We start from the raw sequence: 24,609 nt of genomic DNA, 5'->3' as shown, positions 1-24,609 counted from the left end.
CGGGCGTCGATCAACCGACGGCGTCGAATGTGAACTTCACCGGGGGGCAGACGATCGCGAACCTGGCCACGGTGAAGCTGGGCTCTGACGGCAGGATCAGGGTGACGAACAATTCGCCTGGCTCCGTGCACCTGCTGGCGGACATCGCCGGTTACTACGTCGCGGGCGACGACGTCGCTGGCGCGCCGGAGGCGGCGGGTGGTTTCGTGAGTGTGTCGCCGTCTCGTATTTTGGATACTCGGACGGGGAACGGGGCGCTTCGGGCAGCGGTGGCGGGGTTCGGATCTGTTGATGTGCAGGTGACGGGCCGTGCTGGTGTTCCCGTGTCCGGTGTGACTGCGGTGGTGGTGAACGTGACTGTTGCCGGGGCGTCGACGGGTGGATTCCTCACGGTGTATCCGTCGGGCGTCGATCAACCGACGGCGTCGAATGTGAACTTCACCGGGGGGCAGACGATCGCGAACCTGGCCACGGTGAAGCTGGGCTCTGACGGCAGGATCAGGGTGACGAACAATTCGCCTGGCTCCGTACACCTGCTGGCGGACATCGCCGGTTACTACGTCGCGGGCTGACTCGCGGCGTTCGGTTGCGGCCGACACACCGGCCGAGAGTTCGATTCGACGAGGCTGATCACGGTTGCGCGGCCAGCGGTGGCATGGGCTGCCACGTCTTGTCGCGTGCGATCTTGCGCCCGTCTCGGAGTCCCCGCCACAGGTTGCTCGTACCGCGGACCGTGCGCTCCACGAAGACCAGACGGATCAGCTCTTTCGCGAAGGTCAGGAACGTTCCCATCGCGAAGCGGACGGGACGAAGCGCACCCTGGGTCCGGAAGTAGTGCCGCATGTGCCCGCGGTTTCGCATGATGTAGTAGCGGTACGCGTTGCTCGACGCGTTCAAGTGGCGAACACCCATGTCCCACTGCCGGATCTCTCGAGTGCGCCGCAGGACGAACTCGTCGACGATGACCGCGGTCGTATGGCGTGACGCGAGCCATCCGTACACCGAGTCATCCCAGTAGATGAAGAACCGCGGGTCGGGCAGGCCGACCTTCCGCACGATGTCGCGGTGGATGAACATGCCCTCGAAGCATCCGGAGTTCATCTCGCGATAGCGCGCCTCGTCGAATCCCGCCGGAGCGAACGGGATGGGGATGCCGAGGGGGATCGACAGGCGGTACTGCCAGTAGAACTCGCTGCCGTCGTAGTCGTAGCGCCGACCCTGGATGCTCTTGAACCGCGGAGCCCACACGCCCATCCGGGCGAGGCCGTCGGGCAGGACCTCGACATCGTCGTCCATCAGCCACATCCACGTCGAGCCGAGCTCGTACGCAACGCGCATGCCCTCGCTGAAGCCACCGGAACCGCCGGTGTTCGTCTCGAGGCGCCGGTAGACGATCGTCGCGGGGATCTGTTCGCGGAAGGATTCCACGACCTCGGCGGTGTCATCGACGGATGCGTTGTCGATGACGACGACGTGTCCCGGGTGAGGATCCATCCGCACGATCGAGGCGAGCAGCTTCGCCAAGAGCGCCGAGCGGTTGTACGTCACGATCGCGATGGTCGCCGATGCCGGATCGAATGCGGTTTCGGTCGACGAAGATTCCGTCGCTTCTGGGCTCTGTGGCATGACGCCTCCATCCTACCGGCCCGGCAGCTTCCCCTTTTCGGTGCCCGTGAACCCGGGTCTACCGTTCCCCACTGAGGGGGAGCGGTGGCGGCGGGCTCGCGGGCCGGATGCCCTCCCGCCACGACCGGCTGAGCCCGGCGCGAACGACGCACACCACGAGCAGGAGCCACCCGAATCCGCCGAGGGTGAAGCTCTCGAACATCGAGTCGACGAGCAGCGTGATCAGAATGAGGGGAGTCCAGGCGTAGAGCACGGAGCGCCGCTTGCTCGCGACGAGCGACGAGCGGACGAGGGCGAGGGCGCACATCCCGGCGAAGAGCAGGAGGCCCACCCATCCGGTCTGCAAGAGCACGTCGAGATACGCGTTGAGGGCAGTCGCGTGCGCCTCGTCCGTGATGATGTTGATCGAGGTGTAGGGGAACTCCTCAACCGGCCAGGCTCCGACCCACCCCCAACCCTGGATCGGCCGATATCGCACGTAGATGTTCAGGATCGTGTCCCACAGTTCGGCTCTCGTGGCGAAGTCGGATCCCGCATTCAGGATCGCGATGATCGCGCGACGGAAGAAGTATGCGAACACACCGCCGACGACGACGAGCGACAGGAGTGAGATCTGCAGGGTTCGTCGTTGCTCGGGCGGCGCGTGCCGCACGAGCGCCAGCGCGCCCGTGGCGACGGCGACCGCGAGCGCGAGGACGAAGACGGTCGGGGATGCGGAGAGCAGCGCGAGCAACCCCCCGAGGACGAGTGAGAAGATCGCGAGACCGCGGGGGATGGACCGGGTACGCCACTCGATGACGAACGTGATGAGCGCTATCACGGCGACGAAGCCGAGCATGTTGCGTGTGCCGAAGATGCCCTGGATGGGACCGCCCAGAACGATGTTGCCCTGGATCCCCAGGAACCTGATCGGCAGGTCCAGAAGGATGCCCGAGAGGATCTCGAGCGCGAGCGATATGGCGAGGAGAGTGCGCAGCGTGTCGCCGAGGGCTCGCACCGTCTGAAGGGTGTCGCGGACGTGTCCGATGACGATGGCCAGGAACGCGGGTCCTGAGAGAACGAGCCATCCGATCAGCGTTCGGGGTGGTTCCGTGCTCCACACGGCCGTGGCCGCAAGCCACACGAAGAACAGTACGAGGGTCGTGGGCACCAGCCGCACGATCATCACCTCGTGCCGACGGCGCACGAGTACCGCCACGCCCACGGCGCACAGTCCCGCGATGATCGTGGAGTAGGTCACGACTCCGGCGGTCCGCTGGATGGCGAACGACAGAGCCACCGTCCCGAACACCGCGAGGGTGAACGCTCGCGCGAAAGCCGCGGAATCGAGCGCGTCCCAGGTCCACTCGAGCAACGGATGCCGCGGCATCCGCGCGGGGTTCGTCACCGCGCCGTCCGCTCGACCTGCTCGCCGCGCTCCATCGCGAGTCTGCGCTCCGCCGGGCCCTCGCCCACGAGCGGCGACTGCCCGATCTTGTGCGACAGCATGACGACGAACAGCCAGCCCCACTCGGAGAGGGGGCGGGATTCTGCGAGGCCCTGGACCAGCAGCACGGTCATGACGAGCGTCGGCAGCAGGGTGAGCGCCTGGTAGGGCCGGTCGGCCGTCAGGTCCCACCGGGGGCGGTCGATCGCGAAGAACCACGCCCGCCAGATCAGGGCCACATAGGTCAGCACGAGCAGACCCAGGCCGATGGCGCCGACCTGGAAGAGGGCGTCGAGCCACATGTTGTGCGCGTGGAACACGGTCAGATCGTTCACCACGATCCATCCGTCGATCTCGGGTACCCACGGCAGCCACGGGGTGGAGAACCCCCAACCCAGTACGGGATGCTCGACCACCCGGGCCCACACGTCCTCCCAGATGCCCGTGCGGCCCGTGAGGTCGCCTCCCCGGCCGAGCAGCTCCAGGATCGCATCACGCCCGAACCAGGCCGCGAGGGCCCCACCCAGGCCGATGGCGGCGTACGCGATGTAGAACTTGGTGCGCTCGCCCGGTCTGCGGGTCGTCCGCATGAGGAGCGCCGTCCCGAGAACGACCGCCACCGCGACGACCGCGAGCCACACGCTTGCGGAGCCCGAGCGCCAGAGGAGGAACGCCGACAGGACGATCCATCCGTACAGGAGTGCCCGACGCGGCGCCCCCGAAGCTATGCGGATCGCGAAGACGATGATCGCGAGCAGGGCGGCGGTCGCGAGCAGATGGGCGTTGCCGACGATGCCCTGGATGCGCCCGCCGTCGAAAAGGTTGTTGCGCGACCAGTCCAGTTCCGTGACGATGTCGCCGTCCCAGAGCAGGAAGTTCGGCAGGATCGGATGCTGCACGATGAGCGAGACCCACAGCTCGAACAGGATCGACAGAGCCATGACCCACTTCAGAGCGGAGGCGATCGCGCGCACGAGCTCACGCCACGTCAGCACGCTCGCGACGAAGAGGCCCTGGACGGTCGTCGCGGCGAGCAGTACCCAGGTGAGCACGGTCGCATCGCGCCACGTCGACCAGATCACCGAGGCTGCAGCCCAGGCGACGTAGGCGAGCGGCAGCCACGGCAGCTGGCGCCACGCGATCACGGGACGGAGCACGGCCCACAAGACGCCACTGGCGAGCGTCGAGGCGCAGACGAGAACCACGAGTCCGACGGCGCCGAGCAGGTTGAACCAGAACGTCGTCGCGAGCGCGGTGAACAGGACGAAGATCGTGTAGGCGCGCAACAGCAGGTGCCCCGTGGATTCGCGGATGGGCGCCGCGGGAGGGGCGCCAACGGGGTGTCGCGTGTGGACGGCCATGGTGCAATCAGGGTACCCGCATCACGTGGCCCGGCCGGGGCGCGGGGCGTCGCCGCCCTGACGGCAACTCCTCGCGCGACGCCGAAGCAGGGACGGAGGATCGCAGCAGTCGATTTAGGCTGTTCGCATGCTCGTGTCGCTCTCGAATGTCCCGCGCAGCTATGACTGGGGCTCTCGCGATGCGATATCGCGCCTTCAGGGACGTCCGCCGTCCACGATGCCGGAGGCGGAGCTGTGGTTCGGCGATCACCCCGGCGCTCCCGCGACCGTCGAAGACGGCACGGGACGGACCCTCGACGCATGGATCGCGGACGAGGGCGAGGCCCGGGGCATCACCGGTCCCCTTCCGTTCCTCCTCAAGCTGCTGGCCGCGGACTCGCCGCTCTCGATCCAAGCGCACCCCACCCTGGATCAGGCGCGCGTGGGCTACGACCGAGAAGAGGCGTCCTCTGTGCCTCGGGATGCCCCGCACCGCAACTATCGGGACGCCAACCACAAGCCCGAGGTGATCGTCGCCATCGACGGGGACTTCGAAGCGCTCGCCGGGTTCCGGCCCGCGGACGAGATCGTCGAACTCCTGGATGACATGGGCGTCGACGATCCGGATGTCGCCCGGTTGCGTCGAGGGCTCCGTCACGATGACGCACGCTCAGCGATCGCTTCTTTCGTCCGTGCGTCGCTGGCGGGCGAGGTCGCGGGAGCCGCAGCGCTGATCGCGGCAGTGTGTTCGCCGGGCCGCTCGCGGTTCGCGGACGATTTCGCCGCGATCCGACGGGTGGAGAAGGCGTATCCGGGCGATCCGGGCGTCGTTGTCGCGCTGCTGATGAATCGCATCGTGCTGGCCGAGGGCGAGGCGCTGTTCGTGCCGGCGGGAGTGCCGCACGCCTATCTGCGCGGCCTCGGGGTCGAGATCATGGCCGCGAGCGACAATGTGCTCCGTGGCGGGCTGACACCGAAGCATGTCGATGTTCCCGAGCTGCTGAGCGTGCTGGACACGCGTCCCGGCCGCGTCGCGCTGCTCGCTCCGGAGGCCGTGGCGCCCGGGGTCGAGATCTTCGCGCCGCCCGTATCGGACTTCGCACTCGTGCGAGTCCGACGCCCCGAAGGAACGGAGGGCGAGACATCCGTCGAACTTCTCGGCGCCGCGATCGCATTGGCGACGAACGGAACGTCCACGATCGTCGGATCCGCCGGCGCCGTCACCCTGGCTCCGGGGGAGGCCTGCTTGATCACTCCCGATGAAGGCCGCGTACGAATCACGGGCGTCGGCGAGGTTTTTCTGGCTCGCCCTGGCCGGTTCGCCCCCGCGTGAGCCCCGAGGCTGCCGACTGCCGACACGCCCGGACCGGCGCGTCGTGAAGCTTCATCTCCGGATTGAGGGTTTACGATGCCGCGCTTGACCTGGAGCGAATGACAACGGTGTAATTAGTCCTACGCGATTGCGTGTGTGGGGGGACTAAGAGGTGGGAGACGAAATGGCGGGTACGGAATATCGTTCCGGCGTTCCCGACAACTGGTTCGTCGACCCGGTTAATTTGGGGGTTCCGGGAGTTCGACGGCCTGTCGAGGACGAAGATCCCTTGTCGTGGCAAACCGATGCGCTGTGCTCGCAAACGGATCCGGAGGCCTTCTTCCCGGAGAAGGGCGGATCCACGCGGGACGCCAAGCGCGTCTGCACGACATGCGAGGTGCGGGGGCAGTGCCTCGACTACGCACTGGCGAACGACGAGCGCTTCGGCATCTGGGGAGGGCTCTCCGAGCGCGAGCGCCGCAAGCTGAAGCGCCGGGCGGTCTGACGCGCGCGGCGCGTTCACCCGCTGGGTGCGGCAGAGCGCGCCTAGGCTGACGGAGTCATGCCAGCCCGTGTTCATGCTCTTCTGGTCGTGCGCGTCGATGGCGCGGACGACCAGGCGCTTCGGCACCTCGAACGGACCCTCGAGTCGGTGGGAGCGGGCGCCCGGCGCCCGGATGCGCTGACTTTGGTCGTCTGCGGTCGTGTTCCCGCTCGCCTGACTGAACTGGCGACATCGGCCGGGGCGGAAGCCGTCATCGAGGCGCCGCGCAACACCGGATACGCCGGCGCCGTCCGGATGGCGAGCGCGCGCCTCGGCGATGCCGACGCCGTCTGGCTGCTTGCCCAGGACACGGCTCCCGATGCCGACGCCCTTCGCCTGCTGGCGGGATCGCTCGAAGTCCAGCCGTCGGTTGCCGCGGCGGCGCCGAAGCTCGTCGCATGGGACGCCCCGGACGCGATCGTCTCGCTCGGTGTATCGATGACCCGTTACGGGCGCAGCGTCGGCCTCGTGGACGGCCGGCTCGACCAGGGTCAGCACGATGGGGCCGAGGACGCGCTCGGTGCGGACGTGCGTGGTCTGCTGGTGCGCCGCGCCGTCTGGGACCTGCTCGGTGGAATCGACCCCGGCCTGGAGGGGGCGGACGAAGGTCTCGATCTCGGCGTCCGGAGTCGCTTCATCGGCGGTCGGATCGCTCTCGTGCCGGCGGCGCGCGTCTCGGTCGCGGGTGACGGCGTCGCGGGCTTGCCTGCGCCCCGCGACGGCCGCCGCACCCGCCAACGAGAATTCATGGCGCGGACGGCGCAACTGCATCGCCGCCTTGTCTACGCTCTGCCCGGACTCGTCCCGTTGATCTGGCTGAGCATCCCGCCGCTCGCGGCCGCACGGACGATCCTGCACCTCATCCGCAAGTCGCCGGGCTCGGTCATCGGCGAGTGGCGCGCGAGCGCCCTGGCCTGGGCTCGCGTGGGCGCCGTGGCGCGGGCGCGGGGACGGATTCGAGCGGCGGCACGGGCCACCGGCATCCGCGTGCCGTGGTCGCAACTCGCGCCGCTGCGTGTGACGCGATCGGAACTGGTGCGGCGCTTCGATGATCCGGATGACATGGCCACCGAAGCCGATGTCCGCACGGAACTCAGGTTCTTCACCGGCGGCGGCGCCTGGACGGTGCTCGCAGCCCTCGCGGTCGGGGCGATCGCCTTCTTCCCGCTGCTCGCTTGGACCAGCGTGGAGGGTGGGGGGCTGCTTCCCCTCTCGTCGACCCTCCAGGGGCTCTGGGGTGATGCCGCATACGGCCGACGTGAGTTGGGCCTGAACGTCGTCGGACCCGCAGACCCCTTCGCGGCGGTCGTTGCGATCCTGGGCAGTCTCACCCCGTGGAACCCGTCGATGGCCCTCGTCGTCCTCTGGATCCTGGCGCTCCCCCTGGCGGCGCTCGGCGGATGGTTCGCCGCGACGCGGCTGACCGAACGTTCCGGCCTGCGCATCGCGGCCGCTGTTCTGTGGGCCCTCGCGCCGACCTTCCTGACCGCCCTGATGCAGGGCCGTCCCGCCGCCGTACTGGTCCACCTCCTTCTTCCCTGGCTCTTCTACGCGGGCGCCATGACGCGTCGATCATGGGGCTCCGCGGGTGTGGCTTCTTTGCTGCTGGCCGCCGTCGTCGCCTGTGCGCCCTCGCTCGCCCCCGCATTCGTCGTGCTCTGGCTCGCCGCACTCGTGACAGCGGGACGAGGCGCGGCGCGTGTCGCCTGGCTGCCCGTACCGGCGCTGGCGATCTTCGCCCCGCTGATCTGGTTCCGGGGCATCCGTAACGGCGACCTCTGGGGCATCTTCGCCGACCCGGGGTTGGTGTGGGCGGCGCCTCAGGCTGCGGCGGATGTCGCCGGTCGGGCTCTGCTGGCCAGTGGATTCCCGACACCCGATGTCGCCGGCTGGACGGCTTGGCTGAGTGTGACCGGCACCGATGGCGCTGGCGACGTCGGTGCCGTCTGGTGGCTCGCGCTTCCCCTGGTGCCACTGGCCGTGCTCGCCCTGTTGTCGCTCAGCACTCCGCGCTGGCCCGTCGGCGGGACCTTGGTCGGTGTCGCGGTGCTGGGGCTCGGATCAGCCTTCTTCGCCGCGGGTTTCGTGGTGCAGTTCGCGGCGGGTACGCCTGTGGCGCTCTGGCCGGGAAGCGCCCTGAGCCTTGCCTGGCTCGGCGTCGCGGGTGCGGCGGTCGTCACGGCGGACACTCCGCTCGCGCGACCGGTCGGGGCCCTTCGGCCCTGGGCGGTCGTCATCGCCGTCGCCGGCGTCGTGATGCTGTCGTTTCCCGCACTCTCCGCGACGATCCAGGATCGTGCCGCGCTGCAGAACGGTCGCTCGTCCACTCTGCCGGCATTCGTGGCCGCGGTCGGTCGGGACGATCCCGATCTCGGCACGCTCGTTCTCACCCCCCTCGCCGATGGAGCGGTCTCGGCACGCGTGGTCTGGGGCGCGAGTGAGACACTCGGCGGTCAGACGACTCAGCTGAGCACCGCGACGGAGCCCACGGCGTCGGCAGAAGACCTCGCCGCGCTGTCCGCCGAGCTAGTGTCGCCGAGTGTGGTCGATGCGGCAGGCGAACTCGCCGCCGAGGGTATCGGTTTCGTTCTGCTGGGGGAGGGTGCGGGCACGGAGGCATCCGATGCCCTATCGCTTCAGGCGGTCGCTTCCCTGGACGCACGCGCCGGACTGGAATCCGTCGGCGACACCGTGCGGGGCAAGCTCTGGCGGGTCACGGACGACATCTTCATCGCGCCGCGTGAGCCGCTCAGCCGCACGGACGCCGCCATTCAGCGCACGATCGCCGGCGGGCAGGCGATCATCGTCCTCATCGCCCTGCTGCTCGCATTCCCGACCGCCGCGTCGCGTCGTGCCGCCCGATCCCGTTCGCGTCTGGTGGGAGTCACGGACCGCCGGTCCGGGCGCCCGGCGGGTGCGCCGCGCACCGGCCCGAAGACCACGCGTGACTCGGTGCGCGCGCGGCGTGCGACCGAGACCGTCGGGGCCGAGCGGATAGAGCCCGCGCAGGTCGAGCGGGTGCAGGTCGGGCCGGAGCAGGTCGGGCCGGAGCAGGTCGAGCGGGAGCAGGTCGAGCGGGAGCAGGTCGAGCGGGTGCAGGTCGAGCGGGAGCAGGTCGAGCGGGAGCAGGTCGAGCGGGAGGGCGAGCGGCAGACCGACCGAGCCGAGCCGGACGAAGCGTTGACCGACGACTCGGCGCGGGACTCGAACGGGGAGGACCGAGCATGAGGGCGACGGGCTGGCTGCGAGCGTTGACGACGGGAACGCGGGTGCTCATCGGGGCGTTGCTCGCGGTCCTGATCGTCGCCATCGTCATCGCGGCGGTCGGAGCCAATGTGCCCGGCATCGCGCGGGACGCGCTTCGTATCGTCGATACGCCCACACCGTCGCAGACGGTGGCGGTGTGCCCGGGTCCGCTGCTCGCCACCGGCAGGACGGTCGGAGCGGCGGGCGATGTCTCGGTCGCCGGTGACGCGTCCGTCGTGTCCGGCTCGCCGGACGGGACCCCGCGGGAGGACGTGCTGAGCGCTCCCGTGGGCGATGGGCCGCGCGTGCTGCGGCTCGACCCCTCCGGTGACGTGCCCGCGGTCGTCGCCGGAGCCCAATCCGCTTCCGTGGGGGACGAGGACCTGCTCGGATTCGCGGCCGCCGCGTGCACCGCACCGCAGTTCGAGTCGTGGCTCGTCGGGGGCGCGACGACGACGGGATCCGCGGACCTCGTGGCCCTCGCGAACCCCGGGGACGTGCCGGCGACGGTGCAGCTCACGGTCTACGCCTCGAGCGGGGCGCTCACCCCTCCGGGCGGGCGGGACATCGTCGTCGCGGCGGGCTCGCAGGTCGTGCTGCCCCTCGCCGGTCTCGCTCTCGGTGAGCTCGCGCCCGTTGTCCGGGTGCAGGCGCAGGGCGCTGCCGTCGTCGCGAGCCTTCAGTCGAGTCGCACGCAGACGCTCGTGCCCGTCGGGCTCGATGTCACCGGGCCCACCTCGGTGCCCGCCGAGCGCCAGGTCATCGTCGGTCTGGTCACGCCGACACCCGGCGATGGGGCCGCGAGCAACGTCGCCACCGCTTCGGTGCGGGTGCTCGCTCCGACCCAGGACGTCACGGCGACGATCCGTGTGTACGCCGTGGGCGCCACCCAGCCCGCCAACACGCCGGTCGATGTTCCCCTGAGCGCGGGCGTGCCGCTCGAGATCGATCTGCCCGGCCTCACGGCCGGCACATACACCGTCGAGGTCGAGGCTTCATCGCCCGTGGTCGCTGCGGGTTGGAGTTCGACTGCCGCGGACGGTGTCCGTGACAATGCGTGGATCCCTGCCTCCCCGGCACTGGACGAACCCTCGCACGTCGCGGTCGCACAGGCGCCCGCGGACACGTCGCCCTCCCTCCGCGTTGCGGCCGATGCCGAGTCCGTGCAGGTCACGCTGACCCCCCTGAGCGGCGGCGCACCTCTTCAGCTGACGCTTCCGGCGGGTGTTTCGCAGACGATGGACATCACCCCCGGTGTGTGGCGAATCGAAGCATCCGGAACCGTCTTCGCATCCATCGGCTACGCCGGCGCGGCCGCTTTGGCGGGCTATCCCGTGGCCGCGTCCGCGCAGGCATCGGCCGCGGTCGTCATCGTCCCCTGAGTGGACGCCGGATGACGCGACGCATCGGCCGGGCCCGTCAGAAGTAGCGGAAGCGCTCGGGACCCAGGTCCCACGGATCGCGATCGAGATACTCGGCGGCGGCCCGGAAGACGTTGCCCTCGATCATCATGCGGCGGTGGAGCTCATCGTCCCGGTGGGTTCGTACCAGGCGCTCGATGGGGATGCGGAAGAGCACGATTCGCCGTGCTTCGCGATCGATGTGCCAGCGCGGGATTCCCTCTTCGTGCGGCTCGGTGGGCATGTGTCCGATATGGAATTCGACGTCGCGCAGTTCGGGCCACGCGGAACGGAGAAAATCGGATGCCGCGCCGACCGCGATATCGAAGCGCTCGAACCGGGTGTCGAGCGGTCCGATCGGCGGGCGGACGACCGGGCTCCGGCCCTGACGGCCGTGCCGCCCATGGCGATCCGGGCGTGGGCCGGGATCGCCCCCGCGCGCAGACTTTCCTCGCCGAGCGATCATGCCTCGATCTTAGGCCGATGCCCGGGCGCGCATCCGCAGGGCTCGGGCCCCGTCATCCGGACCGCGCATGGGGGTGCTCTGTGGCCGGGCACCGCGCGCCGCGGCCGGGGTGGTCCATAGCGCGACTACGCTGACGTCGATGCATGGAAGACTCTGCTCGAAAGTGGGCTGCGCCCGCGAGGCCATCTCGACGCTGACCTACGACTACGGCGACCAGATGGCTGCTCTGGGACCCCTGGGAGCTGCCGACGATCCGCACGCGCACGACCTCTGCTCCATCCACACGGAGCGGATGTCGGTTCCGAAGGGCTGGGTCGTCGTGCGTCACGAGACACTCCGCGCCTGAGCGCGGGCGAAGTCCGCGTCAGGATTCGTCGAAAATCCCGTGCCCGTTCTATATGTGAAAACTCTCATCATCTCGCCTTCATTCCGCGCGATTTCGGGCCATTTTCGGGGTTCGGATGTCGGTGGTCGTCCGTAAAGTTTCGAACATGCATTCGATTTCTTGTGGGGTTGATGCCAAGGCTCGGGACTTCGCGGTCCGCTGCGCTGAGGCGGTGCGTGTAGCCGAGCAGGGGCAGGCCGCTTTGGCTCGCATCTTTGCGGAGGCGGCTGCGGAGGGGATGCACCGGGTCGCGGAACTCGCCTCCCCCTCCTCACGCGAAGCTGAGTTGCCGTTCCGTTCTTTGGCGGCGGAGATGGCCGCTGCGGCGAACATGTCCGACCGGACCGTGCAACGCCGCATGAACGACGCCGCTGTATTGGCGGAGTCCTTTCCCGCGACGTTCAACGCGTGGGAAGAGGGACGGATCGCTCGCGGCCATGTCGCGGTGATCATGGAACACGGACTCCCCCTCACCGACCCCGACGCGCGGGCGGAGTTCGAGGCTGAAGCACTGCTTCGTGCCGAGGGGACAACGCCCGGGCGACTCGGAGCATCGCTCGCGCGGCTCGCGGAGTCGCTGCAGCCGCGTCCGCTCGCGGAGCGCCACAAGGAAGCACGCGCATCGCGGGGTGCGTGCGTGCGGGATATCGGCGACGGGATGGCGGAGTTCATTTCCACCCAACCCGCGGTGTTGGCTCATGCGATGCACGATCGCATCACGCAGCAAGCCCGGGCGATCAAGGATGCCGACCCGACCGACACCCGCACCCTCGACCAGATCCGTGCAGACCTGGTGGCGGACATGATGCTCACCACGACGCCTTCCGTGGAAACGGGTGCCGGGTTCTCGGATGGTTTCGGCGGATTGGGCGCGATTCGCGGGATCGTGAACGTCACCGTCCCGGCTCTCGCGTTGGCCGGCGTGACCGATGAACCAGCCGAGCTGGTTGGCCGCTGTCCGATCGACCCCGCCACCGCCCGCCAGCTCGCCGGACACGCGACCGGTTGGGACCGAGTTCTCGCCGATCCCATCACCGGGTGCGTGCTCGCGGTCGACCGGTACACGCCCTCGGCGGATATGAAACGGTTCCTCCGGGCGCGGGATCAGCACTGCCGGTTCCCGGGATGCCGGCAACCCGCACATCGGTGTGATCGGGACCACACCCTCGACTACGCGCTGGGTGGTGAAACCGTCGTCTGCAACCTCGCCTGCCTCTGCAAACGACACCACATTCTCAAGGGCGAAACGGCGTGGACCGTCCGCCAACTCGGCGGCGGAGTTCTGGAATGGACCTCACCCGGTGGTCACGTCTACATCGACAGGCCACCCCCGGCGATCCACTTCACCCCGAACACGGATCCGCCCCCGTTCTGAGGGAACCCCCGGTCACTGACGCTTCCGGTCATTGAGCGAGGTCCGGAAGGGGCGAGAGGAAATGACGTCACCCCGTGGGAGCGTCCGTGATGGAGGACGTTTCGTCTCGCCGCGCTCGCGCAACGACGGGGATGCTGCTGTCGTACGTGTTCGTGGGTGCTCCCGTCGACAGGCTCGCTGCGCTGTCGGCCGTCATCGGGACGGGTTCAGCGGCGGCGCCTCAGCGCCGGGGAAAGCCGGGGGGAACGCGCTCCAGGATCGGCGCGAGCTCGACCCTCCGCTCACCGTGCGCGGTCAGGGCGCGCAGCTCCCGGTCGCGCCGCGCCGCCGCGATGCCGAGGAGCGCCGTGAGGGGGTCGGTGTTCGGCATCGGGTAGACGAAAGCGGAAACCTCATCGCGCAGTTCTTCCGCGATGCGGTGACGCGCCGCGGGCGCGAGCCGGGGGGCCTGAACGAGAAACTGTGCGAGCCGCCGCGAGAGGCGGTCCGGGAGGCGTGCAACGTCCACGACCGATGCCCATTGTTCGAGCATCGGGGGAACCGGTGGGAGCGGAGACGGCAGGGGAGCCACGCGGGTTCTCTGCGAGTACGTTCCCGCGAGCAGATCACCCAGGCGTTGCGATCGCGGGGTGAAGGCGCCGGCGAGCACCGCCACCACGCCGAGGGTGAAGTAGATCTCCAGCACGCCCACGAGGGCTCGGATCAGGGCCTGACGGAATCCCGACGCCCCGCCATCCGATCGCACGATGCGTGTTCCCACAGCCAGACGGCCGAGGCTCCGCCCGCGCGTCGTGGCCTCGACGGCGGTCGGAAGCACGACGAGCACGAGGACGAGCGTGACGATCACCGTCATCTGCTGGGCGCCCGCGGGCAGCAGCGGCGCGAGAGGGCCCGTGATCACCAGCACTGCGCCGACCATCAGCACGGTCGCCAACAGGATGTCGATCACCGCGCCGACGGCCCGCAGCAACACGCCGGTCGGCTGGACGTCGAGGGCGACCGCCTCACCGGTGAGCACTTCGTCCTCGGCCAGATGGGTGGCCCGGTGGGTGACCTCGGGGGAGGGGCGAGGCGTCATGCGGGTAGTTTAGGCGCGTGGACCTCGACGCGCTGGCGGCCGCACGGGCTGCCGAATGGGAACGGCTCGGCGTGCTCTCGGCGCGCCGCCGCTTGACGGGCGCCGAAGCCGACGAGTTGGTCGCGCGCTACCAATCCGCTTCGGCCGATCTCGCCGAGATCAAATCGACCGCGGGGCGCGCACCCCAGGGTGATGTCGTCTCGACCCTGCTCGCGGCCGCGCGGCTGCGCCTGACGCGGGCGAGTGCGAACCCCTTGCGAGCGCTGCCGCGCTTCTTCACCCTGCAACTTCCGGCGGCCCTGTACCGGGTGCGCTGGACGACACTCGTGATCGCCGCCCTCTTCGTCGCGATCGTCGCGATCGTCGCCGCGTGGGTGGCAGGCGATCCCGCCCTCGTTGCGGCTCTCGGAGACCGGGCGGGGCTGCAGTACTACGCGGAGGAAGAGTTCACGAGCTACTACTCCGAGAATCCCGCGGCGGTGTTCGCGGGCACAGTCTGGACGAACAACGCGTGGATCGCCGCGCAGTGCGTCCTGTTCGGGATCACCGGGTTCTGGCCCGTCATGGTGCTGATCCAGAACGCGGTTGGCGTGGGAACGGCGGCGGCCGTGATGTTCGCCTTCGAGCGCGGCGATGTCTTCGTGCTGTTCATCCTTCCGCACGGTCTGCTCGAGTTGACGTGCATCTTCGTCGCCGGAGCCGCCGGGCTCCACATCTTCTGGGCCTGGATCGCGCCTGGGCCGCGGACCCGCCTGGAGGCGCTCGCGTCCGCCGGCAGGTCGCTCGCCACCGTGGCGATCGGGCTGTTGTTGGCTCTTCTGGTGTCGGGGATCATCGAGGGCTTCGTGACGGCGCAGCCGTGGCCGTGGGTCGTGAAGATCGGCATCGGCGCTCTGGCGCTGGGCGCGTTCGTCTTCTACATGCTGTTCGTCGGGGGGCGGGCGGCGCGGGCCGGCGAGACCGGCGACCTGTCCGAATCCGAAACAGGCGCACCGATCCTCGTCTCCGGATGAGCGGCATTCGTTCATCGGATTTTCACGGCCGCTTGTTTTGAGTGAATCAAAACTGGACGCTAGACTCGGGGGATGAGTTCAACCGCCCTCCTCCCTCACGGGATGGAAGCCGCCGAGCTCATCCGGCGTGCCGGCCTCCGGGTGACGGAACCGCGGAGAGCCGTCGTGGAGGCTCTGCAGGTCAGTCCACACGCGAGCGCGGACGCCGTTTTCCAGATCGTCGCCCTGTCGGTGCCGCAGACGAGCTTGCAGTCGGTCTACAACGCCCTCGGCGACTTCGAGGACGCGGGGCTGGTGAGGCGCATCGAGCCCGCCGGGCGGCCCGGGCTGTTCGAGCTGCGCGTCGACGACAACCACCACCACGTCATCTGCACGGAGTGCGGAGCGATTGCCGACGTCGACTGTACCGTCGGCGAAGCGCCCTGCCTGACGCCCTCCGATACACACGGCTTCGCGGTTCACGCCGCCGAGGTGACGTACTGGGGCACGTGCCCCGACTGCTCGAGCGCCGCCATCGCCGCGGCATCCGTGAACCCCTGAACCCGACGACGAACCCCGATACGAACCCCGAGGAAGGAAGACCATGAGCGATAGCGACGAGACCACCACCGGAATCGGCAACGATCCCACCGGTACGGACCAGTCCGTCACCGACATCGACACGCCCGTAGACGAGCGCGAGGACGGCGAGACGCGTCCGAGCCCGAACCCGGACGATGGCAGCTGCCCCGTCATCCACGGCCAGTCAACGGCACAGCCCCACCCGACGACGGGTTCGGCCAACCGCGTGTGGTGGCCGAACCAGCTGAACCTCAAGATCCTCGCGAAGAACCAGCCGGCCCGCGACCCGCTCGACGCGGGATTCGACTACCGGGCGGCGTTCCTCGCGCTCGACCTCGACGCGGTCAAGGCCGACATCGCGGAGACGCTCACGAAGAGCCAGCCCTGGTGGCCCGCGGACTTCGGCAACTACGGCCCGCTCATGATCCGGATGGCCTGGCACTCGGCGGGCACCTACCGCGCGACCGACGGTCGCGGCGGCGGTGGCACCGGCCAGCAGCGCTTCGCACCCCTCAACAGCTGGCCCGACAACGTCAGCCTCGACAAGGCGCGGCGACTGCTCTGGCCCGTGAAGAAGAAGTACGGCCAGAGCCTGTCGTGGGGCGACCTGATGATCCTCACCGGCAATGTCGCACTCGAGACCATGGGCTTCGACACCTTCGGTTTCGGCGGCGGCCGCCCCGACGTGTGGGAGCCGGACGACGACGTGTACTGGGGCCCCGAGACGACCTGGCTCGCCGACGAGCGCTACGAGGGCGATCGGGAACTCGAGAAGCCCCTCGCCGCGGTGCAGATGGGCCTGATCTACGTCAACCCCGAGGGCCCCAACGGCAACCCGGACCCGCTGGCGTCGGCCCGCGACATCCGCGAGACCTTCGGCCGCATGGGAATGAACGACGAAGAGACCATCGCGCTGATCGCCGGTGGCCACACCTTCGGCAAGACGCACGGCGCGGCCCCCGACACCAACGTCGAGGCCAACCCGGAGGCCGCGGGCCTGGAGAACCAGGGCCTCGGCTGGAAGAACAACTTCGGCACCGGTAAGGGCGACGACACCATCACGTCGGGCCTCGAGGTCACGTGGACCTATCACCCGACGCGCTGGGACAACGAGTTCTTCCACATCCTGTTCGCCTACGACTGGGAGCTCATGAAGAGCCCCGGTGGTGGACACCAGTGGCGCCCGGTCAACGGCGGGGGAGCCGACATGGTGCCCCTGGCCCACGACCCGGCGAAGCGCCGCGAGCCGCGCATGCTCACGAGCGACCTGGCCCTGCGCATGGACCCGGACTACGAGCCGATCTCGCGCCGCTTCCTCGAAGACCCGGAGGCCTTCGCCGACGCGTTCGCGCGTGCATGGTTCAAGCTCACGCACCGCGACATGGGCCCGATCGCCCGCTACCTCGGACCCGAGGTGCCGAGCGAGGAGCTCATCTGGCAGGACCCGGTGCCCGCGGTCGACCACGTTCTCATCGACGCGGCGGACGCCACGGCGCTCAAGCAGCAGATCGTGGCGTCCGGCCTCACGGTCGCCGAACTCGTCGCGACGACGTGGGCCGCGGCATCCACGTTCCGTGGCAGCGATAAGCGCGGTGGCGTGAACGGCGCGCGCATCCGCCTCGCGCCGCAGAAGGACTGGGCGGTCAACAAGCCCGAGCAGCTGGCACGTGTGCTCGGCGTGCTCGAGGGCGTCCAGGCGTCCTTCAACGACGGCCGCACGGACGGCAAGAAGGTCTCGCTTGCGGACCTGATCGTGCTCGCGGGCAACGCGGGTGTCGAGAAGGCGGCGCAGGATGCGGGAGTCGACGCCGAGGTACCGTTCCACCCGGGGCGCACCGACGCGACGCAGGAGCAGACCGACGAGCTGTCGTTCGGATATCTCGAGCCGAGTGCCGACGGATTCCGTAACTATCAGGGCCCTCTCGCGCCGATGCCGGCCGAGTACCACCTGATCGACCGCGCGAACCTGTTGACGCTGACCGCGCCCGAGATGACCGTGCTCGTCGGTGGACTTCGCGTCCTCGGCGCGAACTGGGACGACTCGGCCTACGGCGTTTTCACGGAGCGTCCCGGCGTTCTCACGAACGACTTCTTCGCCAACCTCCTGGACCTCGGCACGACGTGGAAGCCGCTCGACCCGGGCTCGCACGCGTTCGAAGGTCGCATCGACGGAACGGACGAGGTCTTCGGCCGCGGCACCCGCGTCGACCTGCTGTTCGGCTCGAACTCCGAGCTGCGCGCCCTGGCCGAGGTGTATGCCTCGGACGACGCGCACGAGAAGTTCGTCCGCGACTTCGTCGCCGCGTGGGGCAAGGTCACCGAGCTCGATCGCTTCGACCTCCGCTGATCAGCCTCGTCTGATCAGCCTCGTCTGATCAGCGCCGAAAAGAAAGCGGCCCGTCCCTTCCGGGGCGGGCCGCTTTCGTGCGCGTGGGCGCTGATCGCTACCGCGTGCGGGCCTCCGCCTGCGCCGGGAATGCGGGCTTGGGCTCGAAGAGCGTCCGGTGAGCGAACCCGGCGATCAGACCACCGACGAGCGGGAACACGATGAAGACCCACAGCTGGGCGAGCGCGTCGCCGCCGCCGTAGATCGCGGTGGCGATCGAGCGGGCCGGGTTGACCGAGGTGTTGTCGATGGGAATCGACGCGAGGTGGATGAAAGTGAGCGTGAGGCCGATCGAGAGACCGGCGAGGGCCGGGCCCGTGCCGCGTGACGCGTGAGTGACCCCGAGGATGACCATCACGAAGATCGCCGTGAAGAGCACCTCCGCGATGATGGCCGCGCCGATTCCGAAGCCACCCGGTGAGTTGTCGGCGAAGCCGTTGCTGGCGAAGCCCCCGTCCTGGGCGAGCTGCAACCATCCGTCCGGCCCGAACAGGCCGATCAGGACGATCAGCGTCGTGCCGACGGCACCGCCGACGAGCTGAGCGATGATGTATCCCGGTGCGTTCTTCCACTCGAACCGACCGGACGCGGCGAGTCCCAGGGTCACGGCCGGGTTGAAGTGACCGCCCGAGATCGGGCCCCAGGCGTAGATGCCCGCCATGAGGGTCAGGCCGAAGGCGAGCGAGACGCCGAGGAAGCCGACGCCGAGGGGCGTTCCGTTGTCGCTGATTCCGAAGTTGGCGGCGAACAGGGCCGTCCCGATCGATCCGAAGACGAGCAGGAACGTTCCGAGCGCTTCTGCGGCGAGTTTTGTGGCGGTGGAGGGGGTCTTTTCGGGTTCCGACATGGCGGACTCCTCTCTTCTCGTGCCGAGCGTAGCGGCGTGCGTTCGCCTGGCGCGAGAGCCGCGCAACAAACGTCACCGCGTCGAACGGACCGCCGGATGCCTAGAGCCGGCCGGCCGCCTTCAAGGCGAGGTAGCGGTCCGCGATCTGCGGGGGCAGTTCGTCCGGTCCGCGCAGGATCGCCTCGGCCCCCAGTCGCGTCAAGCCGTCGCTGAGGCGCCGCGTGTCGAGCAGAGTGCGTTCGGCCGCCGCGGCGAGCCACAGGTCATCGCTCCGTTCACGCTTCGCCGCGGTCTGCTCGATCATCACATCCGTGACGGCGCCGATCAGCACGCGGCCCCGCGCCGCGACCGCCGGGAGGCGGGCCAGCAGGGACCGGCTCGCGCTGGCTGCGTCGAGCGCGGTCAGCAGAACGACGAGCGACGCATGCGACGTCAACCGGGAGGCCTGGGCGAGTGCCGCATCCCAGTCCGTATCGATGAGTTGCGGCTCGACACCCGCCATGGCGTCGACGAGCGCCGGCAGGAGTCGGGCGCCGCGCACACCACTCACCCGGGCGCGTACGACCCGGTCGAACATGAGCAGGTGCACGTGGTCGCCCGCCCGGTCGGCGAGGGCGGCCAGCAGCAGAGCGGATTCCATCGCGGCATCCAACCTCGTGCCATCGCCCACGCGGGCGGCAGAAGTGCGCCCCGTGTCGATCACGATGACGACGTGGCGGTCGCGTTCGGGCCGCCACGTGCGCAGCATGGTCGTGCGCGCCCGCGCGGTTGCGCGCCAGTCGATGGAGCGTACGTCGTCGCCGCGGACGTATTCACGCAGTGAATCGAACTCGGTGCCCTGGCCGCGCACCTGAACGCTCGTGCTCCCGTCGAGCTCACGCAGGCGTGCGAACCGCGAGGGCAGGTGCCGGCTCGCGTGGAAGGGGGGCAGGATCCGCAGCGACGCCGGCGCGGGGGTGACGCCCTGACGTCCGGCAAGTCCCAGGGGGCCGAGGGTGCGGACCACGACGAACGCTGTGCGCCGCTCGCCTCGCCGTCTCGGGATGAACGTCACCGGCAGGATGCGGCTCTCACCCGGCGGGATGTCGAGGCGGTGACGCGAGGGTTCCGCGCCCGCCGTCGGCTCCCAGCCGTCGCGCAGGAGACCGCGCAGGCGCCGTCGTCCCGTGGCCGCAACCATGATCGACGCCCGCACCGGAACGCCGAGACGCGCGCGACCCGGCATGTCGCGCTCGACGCGAATGGCGCGCGGGTCGGCGGCGGCCGACGCATCCGCGATCGCCGCGACGGTGCACAGCAGGAGCCAGCCGGTAACCCCCGCCCACGCGACGGTATCCGCGCTGCCGGCGCTCGCGGCGAGCGAGAGCAGGATGACGGGCACGACGCCGAGGCCGACGAGAACCGCGAGGCGTCCGGTGACGAACACGGCGACCCCTAGAGCGGCACGGGGGTCTGCTGCACGACCTGGCGGAGGATCGCGTCGGCCGTCACCCCCTCGATCTCGGCCTCGGTCCGCAACCGCACGCGGTGCCGCCACACGGGAACGAGCATCGTCTGCACGTGGTCGGGTGTGATCGCGGGGTAGCCGCCGAGCCACGCCCAGGCCTTCGCCGCCGCGAGGAGGGCCGTGGATGCGCGCGGGCTCGCACCGAGCTCGACGGACGGGCTCGACCGGGTGGCGCGGGCGAGGTCGACGACGTATGCGAGCATCTCGTCGGTCGCGGCGACGGCGGCCGCAGCCCGCTGAGCGGCGTGCACATCGGCGATCGTCACCGCGGGCGCGACCCCCGCGGCCTCGAGGTCACGCGGCGAGAATCCCGCGGCGTGGCGACGCAGAACGGACACCTCGGCGTCGCGGCTGGGCGCTTCGATCACGAGCTTCAGCAGGAAACGGTCCAGCTGCGCCTCGGGGAGCGTGTAGGTACCGTCGTGCTCGACGGGGTTCTGCGTCGCCGCGACCAGGAACGGGTCGGGCAGGGGGCGCGTCACGCCGTCGGCCGAAACCTGGCGTTCTTCCATCGCCTCGAGCAACGCCGACTGGGTCTTCGGGGGTGTGCGGTTGATCTCGTCGGCGAGCAACACGTGCGTGAACACCGGGCCCTCGCGGAATTCGAACTCACCCGCGCGGGCGTCGTAGACCAGCGACCCCGAGACATCGCCCGGCATCAGGTCGGGCGTGAACTGGATGCGGGTCGTCTCGAGCCCGAGCGCGCGACTGAACGAGCGCACGAGCAGCGTCTTGGCGACACCGGGAACCCCCTCGAGCAGCACGTGGCCGCGTGCGAGCAGGGCGATCAGCAGGCCCGTGACGGCTCCGTCCTGACCGACCACCGCCTTGCCCACCTCTTCGCGTACGCGGTTCATCGACTCCCGCAGGGCGTCGTCGCTCATCCGTTCTCCCTCATCCATGGTCATCCGTCCGTCTGCTCCGGTCGGGTTCCGCCCTCGCCTCGAATCCCGCGGGCGACGGCTGCTTCGAGTGCCCGCAATCCGTCGCTCAGCGCGATCAGCTCGCGCTCGCCGCGCGGTTCGTCCTCGATCAGCAGGCGTCTGGCGTCCTGATGGGGGAGAGCCGCGAGGCGGGCGGATGCGTCGGCGATATCGGTTGCGCTCGCCGCGGGCGGCAGCGCGAGGGCGCGCCGCAGGCGCTCCAGCGTGCCGAGTCGCAGGGAGTCCGCGGCGTGCAGGGCGTCCCTTCCGGACTCGTAGAGGCGACCGCGACCCTCCATCGTTTCACTCGCCCGTGCCGTTACGGGCAGGCGTTCGAGGACGAGCGGACCGAAGCGGCGCCCGCGCCAGAGCGCGGCGGCCACCGCAGTCGCACCCAGCAGGACGATCGCGGGGGTGACCCATCCAGGGGTCAATTCGCCCAGGGTGGGTTCGGTCGCGACGTCGCTGTCGGTGAGGGCGGGCACGTACCAGACGAGGTTCGGCAGCCGCCCCATCAGGGTGAGGGCGAGCGCGGCGTTCCCGTCCGCGGCCAGGTTTTCGTTGGTGATCAGGTCGAGACCGTCGAATGCCGCGGTGCGACCTTCCCCGTCCGCGCTCGTGAGCAGACCGAATCCGTCACCCACCGGGTAACACGCGGCGGCATCGGATGTCCCCGGCTCGAGCAGCCGGCCGGGCACCACGGAGCCGGCACGGACCGCGGCATCCGTTTGACAATCCGGCTCGACGGTCTCTGCGGGCGCGAAGCCGCTGGCGGTTGCTCCGGGAAAGAGCATCTCCACGCCGCGCGTTCGAGGATCGATCAGGACGACGTCGGTCGCCGCGTCGAAGATCGCCCGCAGGGCGTCGTCCCCGAGGATCGGCGAGTCCGCCATGACCAGGGTGGCAGGCGCCGCAGCAAGGGCGCGCATCGTCTCGTCACGGTCACGCGTGACCGTGACGTCGACGCCCCGCTCGCGCAGGATGGCCACGAGCGCGGCGGTGCCGCCGGGGCCGACGCTTTCGGGGTCGAGTCGGTCTCGCTCGTTCCACGTTCCGATTCCGGACAGCAGAGCCGCGACGATCCCGACGAGGATCAGGAACGCGGCGATCACGGTCCAGGTGAGAGCACGGCGCCGCCGGGCAGCCGGAGGAACGTCGGGCAGCCGCTGCTCCGTCGCTGTGCCCCCGAGTGCCGGGTGGGTGGTGCGCGTATCCGGCATCATCGGCGCCGTCCGGTCGTGACGACCGCGTGCTCGTCACGTCGTGGACGGGCGGCTTCGACCGCGCCATCGGTCGCCGCCACCCGTTCGTAGTCGTCCGGCGACCCGGGGCGCCGCAGGTACCGCACATCGTCGAAGACGGATGCCGCATCGGCCAGCTCGCCGCCGAGCTCCGGGAAAGCCCGCGCCGCCGAGCGGGCGAACGACTGCGCCGTCGCGCCCGGCCGCGCGGCCACGATGCCCCGGTCGATGCTCGAGCGGGCGAGGGCGCGGTAGCGCAATACGATCGCCGCATCCCAATCCCCGGCTGCGGCACGCGCCGATGCTTCGCGGCGCAGATCCGTGCTCGAGCGGGCGTCGTCCTCCCCGAACAGGGGGGCTGTCACCGACGTCTGCCGCGAGAGCCGGGGTCGGCCCCAGATCACGAAGGCGACGACGATGAGGGCGATCGCGAGGAGTGCGAGACCGACGAGCACGGCGGGGCCGAGGCCCGCCGGGGCAGCCGTGCCGAACAGCGATTCGAGGAATTCGCCGATGGCCTGGGCCAATCGGTCGAGCGGCGTCGGCTCGGCCGCGGCATAGCGAGGATCGGCGAGTTCTCGTTCGGCCCACTCCCGCCCCTCGGCTCCGTCGGGAATGAGAGGGAGATCCCGCGCTCTCACGACGGCGACTGCGGGTCGGATTCCCCGTCGTCCGCCATCGGCGGTGCCCATGTGCGGGCATCGCGGGGCGCGGGCGGTGCGGGCTGGGGCTCGGGCTGGGGCTGCTGGGGCGCGGCGTAGGGAGGCTGGGCGGGATACGGCTGCGCGGCTCCGTAAGGCGGCGGTCCCCACGCGGGCGCAGCAGGGGGAGCAGCGGGCGGTCCACCCGCCTGCGGGCGCCACGGATCGGGCAGCGGGTCGTCCCCGGCATCGCGTCGCTCGACGTAGCGCAGCAACTCGATGTCGAGGCCCTCGCGCCGCATCCGGCAGTCGATGTAGATGAGCACGCTCGCCGTGGACTGCACGACGAGTCCCACGGCCTGGATGGCGAGGGTGATCACGTAGGTGAGGACGACCGTGACGACGATCGCGATGACAGCCCCGGCGTTGGGCTCGCCCGTCGGCGCGAAGATCGTCGTGAGTCCGGAGCTGAGGAACGACAGGGGCAGGCTGACGAACTGCGAGATCGTGCCGAACAGCAGAGAGATGATGACGATCACGCCGAGGGCGACCCAGAACCGGCCCCGCACGAGCACCCACGATCGGGCGACGGCCGCACGGATCGTCGTGCGCTCGAGGATCAGGATGCTCGGCACGAGCAGCAGCTTGGTGTTGAGCCAGAGCGCCAGGGGAATCGCGCCCAGGATCACGAGCACGGTCAGCGCGATCGCGACGGCCGGATGGACGGCGACGCCGATGGCGATGATCGCCGCCGTGACAATCGTCAGGAGAACGGCGATCGCGACGAGGAGCAGAGCGGCGTATGCGAGAAGACGGCCGAGGCTCGGGCGCACCTGACGCCAGAGGGTCGCAAGCCGCAATTTCTCGGCGACGACGGCGTGCGACACCTCGCCGACGACGACGGCTTGAACGATCACCTGTAGCGCTGTCGCGAGCAGGCCGAGGACGAACGCGGCAAGACCGGTGATCAGGGCCGAACCCGCGAGGACCGCGTCGAACTCCTCCGTGCCCTCACGCAGCGTATCCAGGCGCGAGAAGGTGAGCCATCCGATACCGCCGACACCGACGAGCAGGATGATGAAGGCGATCGCCTGCACCCCGAGCGCGAATCCGAACAACACCGCCGGGTTGTGCCGGAGGGCCGCGAAGGACCGCCCGAGGATCGTGCCGAACCCGAGCGGATGCAGCGGGATGATCCCGGGCCGTGGCGCGGGCGTCCACGCGTGCTGGGCGCTCATCTGAGTCCTCCGTAGGCGCTCGGCGGCGCGGATGTCGGACCCGGCGCCGGTGGT

The 24,609-nt window shown here is 69.7% G+C and carries 21 protein-coding genes; 10 read left to right on the top strand and 11 right to left on the bottom strand.

Going from position 1 to position 24,609, the window contains the following annotated elements:
* Positions 1-572 (top strand): hypothetical protein (locus tag ACIQ0W_RS12135; RefSeq protein WP_396643003.1); only part of this gene is annotated, 572 nt, incomplete at its 5' end.
* Between the two features lie 58 nt (positions 573-630).
* On the opposite strand, the gene ACIQ0W_RS12130 is transcribed toward ACIQ0W_RS12135, so the two are convergent.
* The 3 genes from ACIQ0W_RS12130 to ACIQ0W_RS12120 are packed head-to-tail and all read right to left on the bottom strand — an operon-like array spanning position 631 to position 4,413.
* On the bottom strand, positions 631-1,626 hold the full coding sequence (locus ACIQ0W_RS12130; protein ID WP_396643002.1) for a glycosyltransferase family 2 protein: 996 nt from the start codon (positions 1,624-1,626) through the stop codon (positions 631-633).
* Between the two features lie 58 nt (positions 1,627-1,684).
* A complete protein-coding gene (locus tag ACIQ0W_RS12125; protein WP_396643001.1) occupies positions 1,685-3,013 on the bottom strand; it encodes an O-antigen ligase family protein in 1,329 nt (442 codons plus the stop codon).
* Positions 3,010-4,413, bottom strand: coding sequence for an O-antigen ligase family protein (locus tag ACIQ0W_RS12120; protein WP_396643000.1), 1,404 nt, complete (start codon positions 4,411-4,413; stop codon positions 3,010-3,012). The genes ACIQ0W_RS12125 and ACIQ0W_RS12120 overlap by 4 nt, the downstream gene beginning before the upstream one ends.
* 127 nt (positions 4,414-4,540) lie before the next feature.
* Between ACIQ0W_RS12120 and manA the strand changes: the two genes are divergently transcribed.
* From manA to ACIQ0W_RS12100, 4 genes are all read left to right on the top strand, one after another.
* Entirely contained in the window at positions 4,541-5,725 is a 1,185-nt protein-coding gene (gene manA, locus ACIQ0W_RS12115) for a mannose-6-phosphate isomerase, class I (protein ID WP_396642999.1), read from the top strand.
* A 163-nt stretch (positions 5,726-5,888) separates the two neighbouring features.
* Positions 5,889-6,209 carry a WhiB family transcriptional regulator gene (locus ACIQ0W_RS12110; protein WP_081766244.1) on the top strand — a complete coding sequence of 107 codons (321 nt, stop codon included), beginning with the start codon at positions 5,889-5,891 and terminating at the stop codon, positions 6,207-6,209.
* 57 nt (positions 6,210-6,266) lie between these two features.
* Positions 6,267-9,476: a glycosyltransferase gene (locus tag ACIQ0W_RS12105; protein WP_396642998.1), complete on the top strand. Its 3,210-nt coding sequence runs from the start codon at positions 6,267-6,269 to the stop codon at positions 9,474-9,476.
* Positions 9,473-10,876, top strand: coding sequence for a DUF5719 family protein (locus ACIQ0W_RS12100; protein ID WP_396642997.1), 1,404 nt, complete (start codon positions 9,473-9,475; stop codon positions 10,874-10,876). The genes ACIQ0W_RS12105 and ACIQ0W_RS12100 overlap by 4 nt, the downstream gene beginning before the upstream one ends.
* A gap of 37 nt (positions 10,877-10,913) precedes the next feature.
* On the opposite strand, the gene ACIQ0W_RS12095 is transcribed toward ACIQ0W_RS12100, so the two are convergent.
* The gene (locus tag ACIQ0W_RS12095; RefSeq protein ID WP_396642996.1) at positions 10,914-11,360 is read right to left on the bottom strand and encodes a metallopeptidase family protein; all 447 of its coding nucleotides are present in this window, start codon (positions 11,358-11,360) and stop codon (positions 10,914-10,916) included.
* A gap of 139 nt (positions 11,361-11,499) precedes the next feature.
* Between ACIQ0W_RS12095 and ACIQ0W_RS12090 the strand changes: the two genes are divergently transcribed.
* Together ACIQ0W_RS12090 and ACIQ0W_RS12085 are read left to right on the top strand one after the other, a co-directional pair.
* Positions 11,500-11,706, top strand: coding sequence for a DUF3499 family protein (locus tag ACIQ0W_RS12090; protein ID WP_396642995.1), 207 nt, complete (start codon positions 11,500-11,502; stop codon positions 11,704-11,706).
* Positions 11,707-11,851: 145 nt separating this feature from the next.
* A complete protein-coding gene (locus tag ACIQ0W_RS12085; RefSeq protein ID WP_396642994.1) occupies positions 11,852-13,120 on the top strand; it encodes a DUF222 domain-containing protein in 1,269 nt (422 codons plus the stop codon).
* 220 nt (positions 13,121-13,340) lie between these two features.
* On the opposite strand, the gene ACIQ0W_RS12080 is transcribed toward ACIQ0W_RS12085, so the two are convergent.
* Positions 13,341-14,198 carry an RDD family protein gene (locus ACIQ0W_RS12080; RefSeq protein WP_396642993.1) on the bottom strand — a complete coding sequence of 286 codons (858 nt, stop codon included), beginning with the start codon at positions 14,196-14,198 and terminating at the stop codon, positions 13,341-13,343.
* A gap of 17 nt (positions 14,199-14,215) precedes the next feature.
* On the opposite strand from ACIQ0W_RS12080, the gene ACIQ0W_RS12075 reads away from it, so the two are divergent.
* The 3 genes from ACIQ0W_RS12075 to katG all read left to right on the top strand — a co-directional run bounded on the left by ACIQ0W_RS12075 (position 14,216) and on the right by katG (position 18,119).
* Positions 14,216-15,211, top strand: coding sequence for a stage II sporulation protein M (locus ACIQ0W_RS12075; protein WP_396642992.1), 996 nt, complete (start codon positions 14,216-14,218; stop codon positions 15,209-15,211).
* A gap of 72 nt (positions 15,212-15,283) precedes the next feature.
* Entirely contained in the window at positions 15,284-15,751 is a 468-nt protein-coding gene (locus tag ACIQ0W_RS12070; RefSeq protein ID WP_396642991.1) for a Fur family transcriptional regulator, read from the top strand.
* Positions 15,752-15,794: 43 nt separating this feature from the next.
* Positions 15,795-18,119: a catalase/peroxidase HPI gene (katG, locus tag ACIQ0W_RS12065; RefSeq protein WP_396642990.1), complete on the top strand. Its 2,325-nt coding sequence runs from the start codon at positions 15,795-15,797 to the stop codon at positions 18,117-18,119.
* 97 nt (positions 18,120-18,216) lie between these two features.
* On the opposite strand, the gene ACIQ0W_RS12060 is transcribed toward katG, so the two are convergent.
* From ACIQ0W_RS12060 to ACIQ0W_RS12035, 6 genes are all read right to left on the bottom strand, one after another.
* A complete protein-coding gene (locus ACIQ0W_RS12060) occupies positions 18,217-19,005 on the bottom strand; it encodes an aquaporin (protein ID WP_396642989.1) in 789 nt (262 codons plus the stop codon).
* Positions 19,006-19,105: 100 nt separating this feature from the next.
* Positions 19,106-20,431, bottom strand: a complete 1,326-nt coding sequence (locus ACIQ0W_RS12055; RefSeq protein ID WP_396642988.1) for a DUF58 domain-containing protein — start codon at positions 20,429-20,431, stop codon at positions 19,106-19,108.
* A gap of 8 nt (positions 20,432-20,439) precedes the next feature.
* The gene (locus ACIQ0W_RS12050) at positions 20,440-21,396 is read right to left on the bottom strand and encodes an AAA family ATPase (RefSeq protein WP_396642987.1); all 957 of its coding nucleotides are present in this window, start codon (positions 21,394-21,396) and stop codon (positions 20,440-20,442) included.
* A 20-nt stretch (positions 21,397-21,416) separates the two neighbouring features.
* A complete protein-coding gene (locus ACIQ0W_RS12045) occupies positions 21,417-22,655 on the bottom strand; it encodes a DUF4350 domain-containing protein (protein ID WP_396642986.1) in 1,239 nt (412 codons plus the stop codon).
* A complete protein-coding gene (locus tag ACIQ0W_RS12040; RefSeq protein WP_396642985.1) occupies positions 22,655-23,317 on the bottom strand; it encodes a DUF4129 domain-containing protein in 663 nt (220 codons plus the stop codon). The genes ACIQ0W_RS12045 and ACIQ0W_RS12040 overlap by 1 nt, the downstream gene beginning before the upstream one ends.
* A complete protein-coding gene (locus ACIQ0W_RS12035; RefSeq protein WP_396642984.1) occupies positions 23,314-24,555 on the bottom strand; it encodes a hypothetical protein in 1,242 nt (413 codons plus the stop codon). Before ACIQ0W_RS12035 ends, ACIQ0W_RS12040 begins: the two co-directional genes overlap by 4 nt.
* Between the last annotated feature and the right edge of the window lie 54 nt (positions 24,556-24,609).

The sequence above is a fragment of the Microbacterium sp. genome (assembly GCF_044340635.1).
Lineage (GTDB): Bacteria > Actinomycetota > Actinomycetes > Actinomycetales > Microbacteriaceae > Microbacterium.
Note: the sequence above shows the minus strand (reverse complement) of the source record. Positions and strands in the feature narration are given on the sequence as shown.